16 protein-coding genes are annotated in these 14472 nt (G+C 40.0%); 1 reads left to right on the top strand and 15 read right to left on the bottom strand.

Annotated features, from left to right (window positions below; translation table 11 throughout):
- Positions 1-24 precede the first annotated feature (24 nt).
- From glnB to epmA, 9 genes are all read right to left on the bottom strand, one after another.
- Positions 25-363, bottom strand: a complete 339-nt coding sequence (gene glnB / locus A1D26_RS08550; protein WP_157403618.1) for a nitrogen regulatory protein P-II — start codon at positions 361-363, stop codon at positions 25-27.
- On the bottom strand, positions 360-1283 hold the full coding sequence (locus A1D26_RS09595) for an FkbM family methyltransferase (RefSeq protein WP_198303152.1): 924 nt from the start codon (positions 1281-1283) through the stop codon (positions 360-362). The genes glnB and A1D26_RS09595 overlap by 4 nt, the downstream gene beginning before the upstream one ends.
- 10 nt (positions 1284-1293) lie before the next feature.
- Positions 1294-1887, bottom strand: a complete 594-nt coding sequence (mog, locus tag A1D26_RS08535) for a molybdopterin adenylyltransferase (protein WP_157403617.1) — start codon at positions 1885-1887, stop codon at positions 1294-1296.
- A 53-nt stretch (positions 1888-1940) separates the two neighbouring features.
- A complete protein-coding gene (locus A1D26_RS08530) occupies positions 1941-2303 on the bottom strand; it encodes a YbaN family protein (protein WP_157403657.1) in 363 nt (120 codons plus the stop codon).
- Positions 2304-2381: 78 nt separating this feature from the next.
- Positions 2382-3173, bottom strand: a complete 792-nt coding sequence (locus A1D26_RS08525) for a glycosyltransferase family A protein (RefSeq protein ID WP_157403616.1) — start codon at positions 3171-3173, stop codon at positions 2382-2384.
- On the bottom strand, positions 3170-3901 hold the full coding sequence (gene lpxH / locus A1D26_RS08520) for a UDP-2,3-diacylglucosamine diphosphatase (RefSeq protein ID WP_157403615.1): 732 nt from the start codon (positions 3899-3901) through the stop codon (positions 3170-3172). The genes A1D26_RS08525 and lpxH overlap by 4 nt, the downstream gene beginning before the upstream one ends.
- 38 nt (positions 3902-3939) lie before the next feature.
- Positions 3940-4467: a DUF1523 family protein gene (locus A1D26_RS08515; RefSeq protein WP_157403614.1), complete on the bottom strand. Its 528-nt coding sequence runs from the start codon at positions 4465-4467 to the stop codon at positions 3940-3942.
- An 8-nt stretch (positions 4468-4475) separates the two neighbouring features.
- Positions 4476-5267 carry a TatD family hydrolase gene (locus A1D26_RS08510; RefSeq protein ID WP_157403613.1) on the bottom strand — a complete coding sequence of 264 codons (792 nt, stop codon included), beginning with the start codon at positions 5265-5267 and terminating at the stop codon, positions 4476-4478.
- A gap of 55 nt (positions 5268-5322) precedes the next feature.
- Positions 5323-6306 (bottom strand): elongation factor P--(R)-beta-lysine ligase, encoded by a 984-nt coding sequence (gene epmA, locus A1D26_RS08505; RefSeq protein ID WP_157403612.1) that lies wholly within the window; start codon positions 6304-6306, stop codon positions 5323-5325.
- A 124-nt stretch (positions 6307-6430) separates the two neighbouring features.
- On the opposite strand from epmA, the gene A1D26_RS08500 reads away from it, so the two are divergent.
- On the top strand, positions 6431-7915 hold the full coding sequence (locus A1D26_RS08500) for a TrkH family potassium uptake protein (protein WP_157403611.1): 1485 nt from the start codon (positions 6431-6433) through the stop codon (positions 7913-7915).
- Positions 7916-8016: 101 nt separating this feature from the next.
- Here the strand turns inward: A1D26_RS08500 and thrC are convergent, their stop codons facing one another.
- The 6 genes from thrC to rppH form a co-directional block, all read right to left on the bottom strand.
- Complete coding sequence (thrC, locus tag A1D26_RS08495; protein ID WP_157403610.1) at positions 8017-9294, bottom strand: threonine synthase; 1278 nt, start codon at positions 9292-9294, stop codon at positions 8017-8019.
- Positions 9295-9399: 105 nt separating this feature from the next.
- Positions 9400-11553: a YccS family putative transporter gene (gene yccS / locus A1D26_RS08490; RefSeq protein WP_157403609.1), complete on the bottom strand. Its 2154-nt coding sequence runs from the start codon at positions 11551-11553 to the stop codon at positions 9400-9402.
- Positions 11534-12226 (bottom strand): phosphoglycolate phosphatase, encoded by a 693-nt coding sequence (locus A1D26_RS08485; RefSeq protein WP_157403608.1) that lies wholly within the window; start codon positions 12224-12226, stop codon positions 11534-11536. Before A1D26_RS08485 ends, yccS begins: the two co-directional genes overlap by 20 nt.
- A gap of 32 nt (positions 12227-12258) precedes the next feature.
- Positions 12259-13050 carry a prolipoprotein diacylglyceryl transferase gene (gene lgt / locus A1D26_RS08480; protein ID WP_157403607.1) on the bottom strand — a complete coding sequence of 264 codons (792 nt, stop codon included), beginning with the start codon at positions 13048-13050 and terminating at the stop codon, positions 12259-12261.
- 7 nt (positions 13051-13057) lie between these two features.
- Entirely contained in the window at positions 13058-13852 is a 795-nt protein-coding gene (locus A1D26_RS08475) for a sulfite exporter TauE/SafE family protein (protein ID WP_157403606.1), read from the bottom strand.
- Positions 13845-14426 (bottom strand): RNA pyrophosphohydrolase, encoded by a 582-nt coding sequence (gene rppH, locus A1D26_RS08470; protein WP_157403605.1) that lies wholly within the window; start codon positions 14424-14426, stop codon positions 13845-13847. The genes A1D26_RS08475 and rppH overlap by 8 nt, the downstream gene beginning before the upstream one ends.
- Positions 14427-14472: the final 46 nt, after the last annotated feature.

Raw genomic sequence — 14472 nt, 5'->3', positions numbered from 1 at the left:
TGAATTTCCTTGTAGTTTACCGAATTAAATTGCTTCTTCGTTTTCTTCGCCTGTGCGGATTCGGATCACACGCTCAACATCATAAACAAAGATTTTTCCATCGCCGATTTTACCTGTTTGTGCAGTATCAATAATCGTTTCAATACATTCATCAACTTGTTCATCAGTAACGATAATCTCTAATTTGACTTTCGGGAGAAAATCAATCGCATATTCCGCACCACGATAAAGCTCCGTATGCCCTTTTTGACGCCCAAAGCCTTTTACTTCAGTAACGGTCATCCCTGTTATGCCAACATCGGTTAATGCTTCACGCACATCATCTAATTTGAAGGGTTTAATAATGGCTTCAATTTTTTTCATTTTTCTTCCTTTAATAAAAATGGTACTTCACCGTTAGTTAATTGTTCTAGTGACATTGCTTTGACCAATAATTGTTTTAATGCAAATATCTTGTGCTGTGCTGTGCTGTGCTGTGCTGTGCTGTGCTGTGCTGTGCTGTGCTGTGCTGTTCTGTTCTGTGTACTAGTATCATCCTTTGGAAAACAGATTAAATTGAGATCGTATCCATCATTTAACTTTTCTGCATTATAAAAGTTATTCTGTTGATAACGCTGCGATGCAACCCAATAGGCTTCATAGTTTAGTTGATGAATAATTGCTAAGGTATCTTCAACAGAGTGCGGATGTACTTCAATAAAAATGGCTGGTTTTAATCGCTCAATAAGTTTTGTAGCACCTTTTAGTACAGGAATATCAAAACCTTCTGCATCAATTTTTAGCAAGCTTAACTGCTCTAAGCGTTGGGCTGGGGCAAAATCATCTAAACGTACTGTTTCAATTTCTTCTTGTGTAAATGAACCATTAAATTGTGCTTCAGTACTAAACCCTTTATCTAGCGAAAAACTACCATAATTCCAAGGTTGGCTATAATCACAACTTTCAATCCAACGTTTTTCGGACACATCACAAACGCCCATTCGATAGGTTTCCACGTTTGTTAGGTTATTTAACGAAAGATTACAACAAAGTTGTTGAAAAATAATCCGTTGTGGTTCAAAACAGAGTAATTTCCCTTGTGGGATCGCTTTGGCAATAGGCACTGCGTGCATACCTATATTTGAGCCAACTTCAATGGCATTAGCATTCGGAGTTAATAGAGAATGGAAAATTGCGACTTCAACATCAGACCACTCGCCATAATGAGCAGCAATTTCACTAATCATATCACCCTGGATAAGATTAAATCTTCCCCAACGTAAATCTTTTAAGTAGGTTTGCATAAATTATTCCTTAACGCCTTGCTGATTTGGGTCTAAAACTTTCACAAATTTCAGGGCGTGTTTCAATATAAATTTCGCTTAGCAGTTGTAAGCAGTAAGGGACTGCACTGAAAATACCACGCACGATAACAGCACCATCAGTACCTTTAACACCTTCTAAAGTTTCCTGAATGGCTTTGGGTTGTCCTGGTAAATTTAAAATAAGTGAGCTGTGGCGAATAACGCCCACTTGACGTGAGAGAATGGCTGTCGGTACAAAATGCAAACTCACTTGACGCATCTGTTCGCCAAAGCCGGGCATTTCACGATGCGCAATCGCGAGTGTTGCATCTGGGGTCACATCACGTTTGGCAGGGCCTGTTCCGCCAGTAGTTAGCACCAAATGGCAAGCGTGTTGATCGACTAATTCAATGAGCGTTTGCTCAATGACATCTTGCTCATCAGCAATAAGGCGAGTTTCTACTTCAAATGGCTCACAAAGTGCAGTTTCTAACCATTTTTGTAGGGCTGGAATACCTTGATCGACATATACACCTTGAGATGCTCGGTCGGAAATAGAAACCAAACCGATTTTTAGGGTATCTTTACTTAAACAAGCGGTCATTTCTTCTCACTTTTTTACAAAATTAAACAGCCTGTTATTCTAACCTTGCAAGGCTACTTTTCCAACGTTTTAATTTTAAAGAAGAAATAATAATACTGAACGATGACTGTGATCACCAACGCCAATTTCCCCCAAATGTTCGGTAAGGTAAAAAAGGCAAAAATGCAGAAAGGAGCAGAAAAGGCGAGAATAGCGATTTTTTGTTTCATCGTCATTGCACGTTTTTGGTCGTATTCTTTAAGATATTTATGGTAGATTTTTGTTCCCATAAACCATTGCTTTAAGCGTTCAGAGCTTTTGCCAAAACAGTAAAGGGCTAATAAGAGAAAGGGGGTAGTGGGTAAACCAGGTACAACAACGCCGACTAAACCTAACGCAACGCTGATAAAACCTAAAATAATATAAATCGCTTTCATAAACCAAGTGAGAATAAATCGCAAAGGCTGATAATATGCTGATTTGAGTGATTTTTCAATGTTCGAGCGAGAAGTAATTTACTCCCATTGCAAATTCATCGGGTGAACACCTGTTTTAGTGCTATTTAAACATTGTTGCAACTGAATAACTTGGTCACAGATTTTTTCTGTTGCAGCATTGGCTTGTGCCATTTCTTCTTCTCCAACATTTTGTCGAGGCTTTTGGAATAATACCGAATCAAGCAAATATTCGGCGTGCATTCCTTCTCGGCAAAAGTGCAAGACCCCTGGGTCATTAAATGCAGTTGCCACATTTGCTATTTTAGTTGTCGCGATGCCCAAAGCACCATCTTCGCCCCCCAATGTTCTAAATAACGCTTGTTGGGGAAAACCGCCACAGGCAAGGAAAAACGCTCGGCGGAAAACGACATTGCCACCACAAGTCATCTGCATATATTGCCAAGCGTGAGCAAATTGTGGATGAGTTGCATAACGTTCTGCTAAATCCACTGGTTTTAAGCGTAAACGGACGAGTGCGGTTTTAGGGTGGAATTGAAAAATCGCTTGAGCCACTTGCAAGGCTTGTGGTTCATAAGCATCATCAGCATCTAAAAACGCAATAAATTCAGCGTCACTTTGCAATGCCCCCCAATTTCTTGCTTTTGCCACACCACTATTTTGTGGCATTTTCTCCACTCGAATTTTATTCGGCACTTGGTTTGCAAAATGATGAGCAAGTGCGAAAGTGTTATCTGTTGAAGCGTCATCAACAAGCCATAATGTACCTAATTCTGCTTGATCTAATACACTTTGCACTGCTCGTTGTAAGGTTTTTTCTGCGTTATAGCAGGGGATAATGACATCAATCATTCACGCTCCAAATTAAACTGAAAGCCTTGCTTATCTACGGCTAAGATAGAGGCTGTTTTGCCCCAATCGCCAAGCACGATGCGGGTAAATAAGCGGTCAGATGTTGCAAATTTTTGGCAAGAATGTACCGCTTGTTTGTGAGTATGTCCGTGAATTAGCCATTCAATTTGATATTGTTCAGCAATTTGAGCGGTAAATTGTGGATTTACGTCCATAATTTCAGCCGGTTTTGTGCGTTTATCTTGTCGGCTTTTGGCTCGGATTTTTTGAGCGATATGTAATCGCAAACGGAGTGGCAGTAAGAGAAAGAGTGTTTGTCGCCATTTTTGATGGACTTTTTGGCGAAAACGTTGATATGTCACATCATCAGTACAGAGTGTATCGCCGTGGCAGAGTAGCGTGGAATGCCCGTAGAGATCGATTTTGTGATAATCAGGCAATAAGATTAGCCCTGTTTCTTTTGCAAAGCGTTTGCCGAGTAAGAAATCACGATTACCACAGATGAAATAGCAAGGAATACCTTGTTGCGTTACATTCTGAATGGCTTGTTTGACTTGCTCAATTAAAGGTGAATTTTCGTCATCACCAATCCAAAAGTCGAAAAAATCGCCTAAGATATAAACAGCCTCCGCAAGCGGTGCTTTTTCTGACATAAATTGCAAAAATAAGTCAGTGATGCCGGGTTGATGCTCGTTAAGATGCAAGTCTGCAATAAAATATGTGGTCATAATAGATTAAAGGGCGTGCTAGACGCCCTGAATTGTGATTATTTAGAACTATCAAACCAACCGCGTACAAGTTGTACCGAAAGGAAGAAGGTTAATGCAAAGAATGCGTAGAAAATATAGCTAAACCAAGGATTCGCTTTTGTTTCCCCTTCTGCTAATTCTTTGATCGAAACAACGTTTCTAAACTCATTTAACCAACTAACATACCAACCATAGTATTTAATTTGCACAACTTTTTTCTCATTTGCAAATGCTTGGGCTTTCGCTTGGGTTAATGCAGAGTCAAATTTAAAATAAAATGGTAAGCCCCAACCTGTATCTTCATTGCGATAGGTCATTACTTTTTTGCTTGCTGGATCTTCAGTAAAAATATAATACACGTCTCTTACTGGGCCATCTTGTGGGTTAGATTTACTAATTGGACCATCTTTGTCCACTCGGCGAACTTCCATACCAGTGATGATAGTTTGGTCATAGCTTGGGAAGGCATAATTTACCGCACCAACTAGTACAATATGTAGCGATAACATCACTAAAATCAGGAAATATTTTAAGATTGCTTTCATAACAGCTCCTATAATTTTAAATTAAATAAACGTTGTACGTTTTGAGTGGTAATGTCCGCCATTTGTTCCATCGAAACGCCTTTTAATGTTGCTAAATATTCACACACTTCTCGCACATAAGCAGGTTGGTTAGGTTTACCACGATATGGAATGGGGGCAAGATAAGGCGAATCGGTTTCAACCAATAAGCGATCAAGCGGTACTTTTTGAGCAACATCTCGCAATTCGTCTGCATTACGGAAAGTGATAATCCCCGAAATAGAGATATAAAACCCAATGTCTAAGGCTCTTTTTGCCATATTCCAATCTTCCGTAAAGCAATGTAGCACGCCGCCACAATTTTGTGCATTACCTTTTTCAAGCAGTTGCATTGTATCTTCTCTGGCTGAACGAGTATGAATAACCAGCGGTTTTTTGACTTGGTTGGCAATTTCAATTTGTTGTGCAAAGACTGATTGTTGTAGCGGTTTAGTTTCAGGCGTGTAGTGGTAGTCTAAGCCCGTTTCGCCGATCGCAACCACGCGGGGATCTTGTGCATAAGCCAGTAATTTATCGTAGTCAAAAGCTTCATCTTCCACATTTAGAGGGTGAAGGCCACAAGAAAGTGAAACTTCTGAACGATGTGCTGTAAGCTGTTTCATCGCCTCAAAGCGACCAATGGTCGTAGAGATTGATATCATATGCTGCACACCACGACTTTTCGCATTTTCAATCACTTCATCAACATCTTTATGGCGAGTTTCGTAGTCTAAACTGTCTAGGTGACAGTGCGAATCAATAATAAATAAGTTATTTGACATAATTTCCTAAAATAAACGCAAATAAGCGCTCTTTTTTGTAAAAAGTTTTGCAATTCTAAGCTCTTTCAACCCCGAAAGCCATTACTTCATCAATGCGCTCTGCATTCATTGCAATCATCAGCAGGCGATCAACGCCCAAAGCAACACCAGAACAATTGGGAATCCCTGCTTTGAGGGCATTTAAAAAACGATAATCAAGCTGTTGGGGCGGTAAGCCCATTTCATTACGTTGTAAATTATCCAGCTCAAAACGGCGGATTTGTTCTTTCGCATCACTTAATTCGTGAAAACCATTGACTAATTCTAACCCCTTGTAGTAGAACTCAAAGCGTTCTGCGACACGATGATCTTCTGTGCTGATTTGTGCCAGTGCCGCTTGCGTTGCAGGGAAGTGATAAACGGCGGTTGGACGCTCTTTGCCGATATTGGCTTCTACCACTTCACTAAATAAAAATTGCAACAAGGTATCTCGTTGCTCATTTTCATCGCATTGCAATCCGTATTCTTTCGCCTTCGCCACAAGTTGTGTTTTGCTGGCAGAAAGAGGGTCTAAACCGACATAGGTTTGAAATACAAATTGATAACTAAACGACTCCGCAGGTTCACAATCTAAAATTTGTTGGAGTAGATCATCAACTTCATTGATTAAGCGATACATATCAAAATGGGGACGATACCATTCCAACATTGTAAATTCAGGGTTGTGTCTTTTGCCTGATTCTTCATTGCGAAATACGCGACAAATTTGGAAAATCGCACCGCTTCCACTCGCCAGCAAGCGTTTCATATGGTATTCAGGGCTAGTGATTAAATGCAAGGTTTTCGCTTGGCTTGCAAAAGGCGATAAGAATTGCGTATTAAAGGTGGAGAGATGTATGTCTGTTACTGAAAATTCACTCATTGCAGGCGTTTCTACTTCAAGCACACCACGTTCTGTAAAGAACTGGCGAATTTCACCCATAATTTTGGATCGTTTCAGTAGGTTTTGAATAGGTGCTGACGGTTTCCAGTCTATCTGTTCATTTTGCAAATTTTCCATAAAATCTTACCGCTTGTCGTTGTAAAAGTGCCACATTATAGCAGATAGCCGTGCGAGAGAAAAAATTTGACTGTACACAAAAGCGGAGTACCATTTACGAACTATTGAATTTTAAGGATTTAACGTGCAATTTTTCTCGATTATTCGCATTGTGGGCATTTTGGTAATGTGTTTTTCGTTCACAATGTTAGTACCTGCGTTTGTGGCGTTGCTCTATGGTGATGGTGGCGGACGTGCTTTTTTAGAAGCCTTTTTACTGAATTTTGGTGTCGGCACACTGTTATGGTGGTTTTGTCGTCATCATAAATATGAATTACGTTCACGAGAAGGTTTTCTGATTGTAGTGCTGTTTTGGGTGGTGTTAGGCTCGCTTGGGGCTGTGCCTTTTATTTTGCTTGAACAGCCTGATTTGAATTTCTCCGAGTCGATTTTTGAATCATTTTCAGGGCTAACCACAACGGGAGCGACCGTTATTACAGGGCTAGACAGCTTGCCGAAAGCGATCTTATTTTATCGCCAATTTTTACAATGGCTTGGTGGAATGGGGATTATTGTGCTTGCTGTGGCGATTATTCCACTCTTAGGAATTGGCGGAATGCAACTCTATCGAGCTGAAATGCCTGGCCCATTAAAAGAGCAGAAAATGCGACCACGCATTGCGGAAACCGCGAAAGCCTTATGGCTGATTTACCTTTCATTAACGATTTTATGTGCATTGGCTTATTGGCTGGCTGGAATGAGTGGTTTTGATGCGATTTGTCATAGTTTTGCGACAGTAGCAATTGGTGGTTTTTCTACTCACGATGCAAGTATCGGCTATTTTAACAGTGAGATAATTAACTACATTACCGTCTTTTTCTTACTGATTTCTTCTTGCAACTTTGCGTTGCATTTCGCTTTTTTTGACCAATTTCACGGCAGATATAAAGGACAAGCCCGCAATCGTTTTTTGCGTTTATATTGGCGAGATTATGAGTTTCGTTTCTTTATTTTGATACAGTTCTCTCTCTTTTTAATCTGTTTCTTAGTGCTGTGGGCATACAGCTATTTTGATAATACCCAAACCACGCTCTCACAGGCATTTTTTCAGTCGGTGTCGATCTCGACAACAGCAGGTTTTACCACCAATGATTTCAGTAGCTGGCCTTCATTTCTGCCTTTATTACTTGTACTTGCTTCTTTTATTGGTGGATGTGCTGGTTCAACGGGAGGCGGTTTAAAAATGTTTCGTGTGCTATTGCTCTATTTGCAAGGCAAACGAGAAGTCCACCGCTTTATTCACCCGAATGTTATTCAGCCGATTAAGCTCGGTAAGTATGTGCTTTCTGAACGAATTGTTGAAGGTGTTTGGGCTTTCTTCTCTGCTTATTTCTTCGTGTTTGTCGTCTGTTGGTTAGTGACGATTGCTTGCGGAATGGAAACTTTTGATGCTCTCAATGCGGTTATTGCAAGTATGAACAATTTAGGGCCTGCACTCGGCTCTGTCAGCAGTAACTTCACTCAAGTACCAGATAGTGCGAAATGGGTGCTTACTTTTGCAATGGTCTGCGGACGTTTAGAAGTCTTTACCTTGTTGGTTATATTCAGCCCAACGTTTTGGCGGGATTAGTTGCCATAGAATAAAACAGGCATTATCAGTTTTATGATAATGCCTGTTTGTAAAATTTTTATCACATCGCCCCGCTTATTTGGTAGGCTGATTTTTCACTCTTATTTTGCCAACAAGTACGCTCGTAATTTGGCAAAATCATTTTCCATTACATCAGATAACAACGGTAGTTTATTGTGTTTATCTAAAGCTTCAGGTAATGGTAATTCGATATCTAAAATACGTTCAACACTTTCTTTAAATTTCGCAGGGTGGGCGGTGCATAGGAAAATTCCTGTTTCACCTGCTTGAAGTTGGTCTTTTAATACTTGGTAAGCAATCGCTCCATGTGGTTCACATAAATAGCCTTCGTCATTTTGAGCTTGGAGTGCTTGTTCTGTTTCTGCGTCATTTAAGGCATCAGAACCTAAATCGGCTAAATTCCAACCATTTCGTTTAAATAATTCTTCCACTCGTGGCCAGTTGTTAGGGCGACTAACGTCCATTGCATTAGAGAGTGTTGCAACGGTTGCATTGGGTTCCCACTGACCTGAACGTAAATAACGTGGTACGGTGTCATTAGCATTAGTTGAAGCGATAAAACGTTTAATTGGTAAACCTAATGTTTTGGCAATTAAGCCTGCAGTTAAGTTACCGAAGTTGCCGCTTGGTACAGAAACCACTACATTTTCACGTTTTTCTTTCGGCAGTTGTGCAACCGCTTCAAAATAGTAGCAAACTTGTGCTAATAAACGGCTGATATTGATCGAGTTCGCAGAGTTTAAGCCGATAGCTTGACGAAGTTCTTCATCATCAAAGGCTTGTTTTACAAGAGCCTGGCACGCATCAAAGTCAGATTCAATCGCTACTGTGCGAATGTTGCCACCAAGCGTGCAGAACAGTTTTTCTTGAAGCGGGCTGATTTTGCCTTTTGGATACAAAATCACAACATTGATATTTTCTAATCCGTAAAATGCGTGAGCAACCGCTGCACCAGTATCTCCAGATGTTGCGGTAAGAATGGTAATTTTTCCCTCTCCACGCACTGCAGCGAGTGCCTGAGCCATAAAACGCCCACCGAAATCTTTAAATGCTAAAGTTGGACCATGAAACAATTCTAATGCATAAATAGCATCATTCACTTTTGCTAACGGTGCAGGAAAGGTGAAGGCATTTTTTACCATTGCATTTAACGTTTCTGTGGGAATTTCTTCACCAATCAATGCAGCAAGAATTTGTTGGCTACGTTCCACCAAAGGTAATGCTAGTAATTCATCAATGTTGGTTAATGTTGGAATTGTTTCAGGAAAAAATAGCCCCTGATCTTTACCTAAACCTTGGCGAACCGCCTGTGCAAAATTAACTTGTTCTTCTGGATGCTTGATGTTGTATAGGTTCATTTGTTGCCCTTTAACTGTATAAAAATTTTAAAATAAGAAATTGCCCGATTGTAGCGGTTATCCTTAATTAGTCAATCTAAACTGTTTTAGCACTGGGATAATACGCTACTCTTTTCCTACAAATTCTTCTAACTGTGGCAACAGTTGTATGATTAAACGTAGTTGTTGTAACAGAACAAGGCTTTTTTCATCAATTTCTGTTTGGTATTGTTGCTCAAATTGCTGTAATTGTTGCTCGATCTCATTGATTTTTGATGGATTGAAATTACCTGATGCGATTTGTTGCAACAGTTGTGCAACTTGTTTGGCGTGCTTGAAGAATATTGCTGCAAATTCGATATGGTGATTTAGCTCGTGACTTGCAATACGATGTGCCCCTAATGCCGAAATATAGCTCATTAAGGTGTAGCTTAATCCCAATAAGTTTGGTGCAAATTTTGTCGTGCTTCGGTATTTTTTCGGTTCACTCAGCATATTGGAAACTGTAATGCTTAAAGTCGCCAGTGCATTTTGTGCCGAACGTCTTGCAATGCGGTAAGTGAATTGATCACGATAACCAAACTGTAATTGAGCAATAATATGTAGTAGATAGTTGGCATTCTCTTTGATAGAATTTTTTAAACTCTGCTGTAAATTTAGGTATTTCCAATCAGGCCATAAATAAGACACGGCTAACCAAGCAAGACTTGCCCCAATTAGGGTATCAATAATTCTTGGTAACATTGCAACATCTGCACCAACCCCCACTACATCAAAGCTGATTAACACTTGAATTGTAACAAAGAATGTTGAGAAGCTGTAATTATTCGTCCTAAATAGAAAGAATAAGCTACTAGATGCTACAATTAAGCCTAACTGTGCTTCTAATGTTGGGGAGAGATAGTTAAAAGATAATCCAACCACAACCCCTAAAATAGTACCGATAACTCGTTGGACTAAACGTGTTTTGGTCGCAGAATAGTTAGGTTGGCAGACTAAAATGGCGGTCAGTAAAATCCAATAACCTTGTTCAACCTGAAAGCATTCCACGATTAAGCTACACACAAAGACAACAATAGATAAACGCACTGCATGGCGGAAAAGTGGGGAACCAAAATGACATTGGGAGCGAATAGCTGGGATCATATCTCGAATATTTGAGACATTTTCTGCGATCAAGCGGGCAGATTTTGCTGGTTTTTTACCAATTTCTTGATTGGAATGGTTGTCCGCCAGCTGTGCTAATTGCCCTTCAATATTACGTAAATTATCCGCAATGGAGTGTAGTTGTGAGAAATGTTTAATCCCTTTTTCACGATGAAAGGCGAGAGATTGTGTTAGCCCTAACAGGACTCTTTCTCCACGATTTGGGTGCTGATAATGTTCATTATGGCGTAAAGCGGTGGCGACTTGCTGACAAGCAATCGCTTGTAATTCAAGCAAACGCTGAAAACGGAAAATTAAATCAGTATTTTGTAATTCATTAAATAAAGCGACATATTGAGAATGGCTTGAACTAGCTCGTTCCCAAATCTCTTGCCCGGTAAAATAGTAGCGTAGCATTTTTTGGGTACGCAAATGGCGATGTTGCATTCGTAGCCGATAAAACAGGGAAACCCTTGCTTTATCAAATGCGCTCATCACTGCAATGTTTGCTTTAGCGAGAGCAAGTTGTTTGGCGGGTAAGTTTTCCGTATCGTCAGGATCGAAAAAGTCTGCTTTAATCTGTAAATAGTGGCTTAGAGCATCAAAATACTGAGCAATATTTTCCTGCATCGTTCGGTTTGGAAAGCAGAGATACACAATAACTGCCACTAATCCATAAATTAACGTCCCGAATAAGATCAATAAGGTATTGCCATACCAAGTTGATTGTGGCGTGTATGTCAATGTGGTGTAAATAGCGACTAATAATGTACCGAATGCAATCGTGCTATAACGCTGACCGATTGCCCCAAGCATAATCACGATAAAGGTAATGATGGTAATCAGGGGAATAAACAGCCAGCCATAACTTAACGCTAATTGTGAACTGAGTGAAGAAATCGCAAAAGCGATCAACGTAAAAAATAGATTTTTTAGTCGCCCAGTTAAGCGGTTGTCTAAATCCGAAAGCCCACCAGCAATAATTCCAAGCACTAACGCCATAGTATGCTCGGAAATATTCAACTGCCAGACTGTTAATGCCGCCAAATTGGTGGCAAAGAAGATCGGTAGTGTCCCAATAATATTGGTATTTAACCAATTAAAAGAGAGTGTTTTAAGAAATTTGGGACGCATTGTTTGCCACAATCTCTAAAATTTCAGCAAAGTCATCACATACATAGTCAGGGTTAGAGTCGCCAATCGGAATGTTGTAATTATAGCCGTAAGTTAAACCGACACTTTGGCAACCTGCATTTTGAGCGGCTAAAATATCGTTTTTGGAATCACCGACAAATAATAATTCCTGTGGATATAGTCCAAATTTTCCGCAAAGGTAATAAAGCGGTGCTGGGTGTGGTTTAATTTCAGGTAAAGATTGCCCGCCTAATGCTTCGCTGAATAGATGGTCTATTTCAAAGGCTTTTAACACAGGCTGAACGTGTTTTGTGGGTTTGTTGGTCACAACCGCTAGGATATATCCTTGTGCTTTTAAGGTTTCTAATGTCGTCTTCACATTGGGATATAACTTGCTGATATTACAAATGTTTTCGCCATAGAAATGTCCAAAACGACGTTTAATCTGCTTTAATTCTTCTTCGGAAAACTCGTTAGCTCGCCCTGTCCATTCTAGCCCTTTGGCAAATAGCACATCGGCACCATTGCCAATCCACGTTAGTACTAATTCTTCAGGTGCTTGCGGTAAGCCGACTTCCGCAAAAGCTGAGTTAAGTGAGAGTGCAAGATCTGGTAGGCTATTTACGAGTGTGCCATCTAAATCAAATCCGATAAGTTTGAATTTTTTAGTCATTTTAGCTCCTGATAAGCGGTAAGATTTTGCAGTTATTTTGCTTTTTTATACGCGATTAACATGATAAGAATGCCCCCGATCACCATTGGTAATGAAAGCAGTTGCCCACGAGTAATCATATCCGTTGTGGTATTGACGCCAGGGTCAATCTCTCGCACATATTCAACGATAAAGCGGAATATACCGTAACCGACTAAGAATAATCCTGCAACCGACCCCATTGGGCGAGGTTTGCGGATAAAGAAATTTAGCAATAAAAATAGTGCTAATCCTTCTAGTAAGGCTTGATAAATTTGCGATGGGTGGCGTGGTAGTGAATCAACGTGTGGGAAGATCATAGCCCAAGGTACATCTGTTACTCGTCCCCATAATTCTCCGTTGATAAAGTTGCCGATACGTCCCATTCCTAAGCCAAATGGAATAAGCGGTGCAACAAAATCAGCTGTTTGCCAAAAGCTACGTTGTTGGCGGTGAGATGTCCAAATCATTGCGATAATGACCCCAATAAGTCCGCCGTGAAAAGACATTCCCCCTTCCCAAATACGGAAAAGATAAAGCGGATCGATCATTAAGCGATCAAAATTATAGAAAAAAACATCGCCAATGCGTCCACCTAGAACAACACCAAAGAAACCGTTAAAGAGTAGCTGATCGACTTGTTCAGGTGTCCAAACATCATTGGAGTTTTTTGCTCGTCTTACACCAAGCCAATAGGCAAAACCAAAACCTAATAGGTACATAATGCCGTACCAATGCACTGAAATTGGGCCTAATTGTAAAAAAATTGGATCGATATTGGGGAAAACAAAAAATGATTGGTTCATATTGCCTCTATTTAAAAAACATATTGATTGCAATGTAGACGAGCAGTACCGCAAAAGCTTTCTTTAATGTGGGTACTGGTAGAACATTCGCTGCATTTGCACCTAATTTGGAGGTAAAAAATGATGTTAATGTAATGCCACATAGTGCGGGCAAGTAAACATAACCGAGAGAATATTCGGGTAAATTCGGTACATTCCAACCGCTTGTGATAAAGCTTATTGTTGCGGCTAACCCGAGTAGCGCACCGCAGAAAGATGACGTACCAATTGCTCGTTTCATCTCTAAGCCTCGTCCATTGAGGTAAGGAACAATAAAAGCACCTCCTGCAATTCCAGCCATGCTGGAAATCGTGCCGATCAGTGAGCCTGCAATTAAGGTAGAACTTGGTGTGATTGTTTTGGCTACGCTCTCTTTTTTCTTGAGTGAAAAAAGCATTTTTAACGCAAGGAAAATTACAATCACCGCAAACAATTTAGACATTATAGTTTTAGGAATATCTACAACCGCAAAGCCTGCCAAAAAGACTGAAATCATCAAAGCTGGAATAAAGTATTTGCTGACTTGCCAATCTACATTACCTAATTTATGGTGGCGATGTGCCGCTGAAAATGCCGTCACAATAATTGTGGAAAATGAGGTCCCAAGTGCCATTGACATAATGTATTCATTAGGAATATCAATCAGAGAGAACAGATATACTAGCGAAGGTACAATAATTAATCCTCCCCCAATACCAAATAAACCTGCAAGAAAACCAACAACAGCTCCTAATACTAGGCAACTTAAAAAGATCTCAATCACGTTTTTTCCCCTTATAGTTATTGGTGCGATAAGATTTACGATACTCTCGTCGTTCACGAGGCTCTTTGTTATCAGATTGAGATGATACCTTCTCATTCTCATTTATTAGAATTTGTGCAAATTCTTTCATTACTTTGCGATAGACATCTCGCTTGAACGAAACCACTTGACGCACAGGATACCAAAAACTCACCCAACGCCAGCCATCAAATTCTGGTGTTTTGGATGTTTTTAGATTGATTAAACTTTCATCGGAAACTAACTGTAACAAAAACCAACGCTGTTTTTGTCCAATACACACAGGTTGTGCATTTTCCATTCGCACTAACCGTTTCGGAAGTTTATATTTTAGCCAATATTTTGATGCCCAGAGTACTCGTACATCTTTTCTCGATAAACCGACTTCTTCATAGAGCTCACGGTACATTGCTGTTTCAATGTTTTCACCCTCATTAATTCCCCCTTGTGGAAATTGCCAAGAGTTTTGACCAAACCGTTTTGCCCAAAGAACTTGTCCTTGTTTATTGCAGATCACGATACCAACATTTGGGCGGTAACCATCAAAATCGATCAATTTAGACCGCCTTCTTTATAAAGTGTTAGATAGGTGAATTGTTTCA

This window comes from Ursidibacter maritimus (assembly GCF_009761395.1).
Classification (GTDB): domain Bacteria; phylum Pseudomonadota; class Gammaproteobacteria; order Enterobacterales; family Pasteurellaceae; genus Ursidibacter; species Ursidibacter maritimus.
The sequence above is the reverse complement of the archived record's forward strand: the minus strand, read 5'-3'. Positions and strand labels throughout refer to the sequence as shown.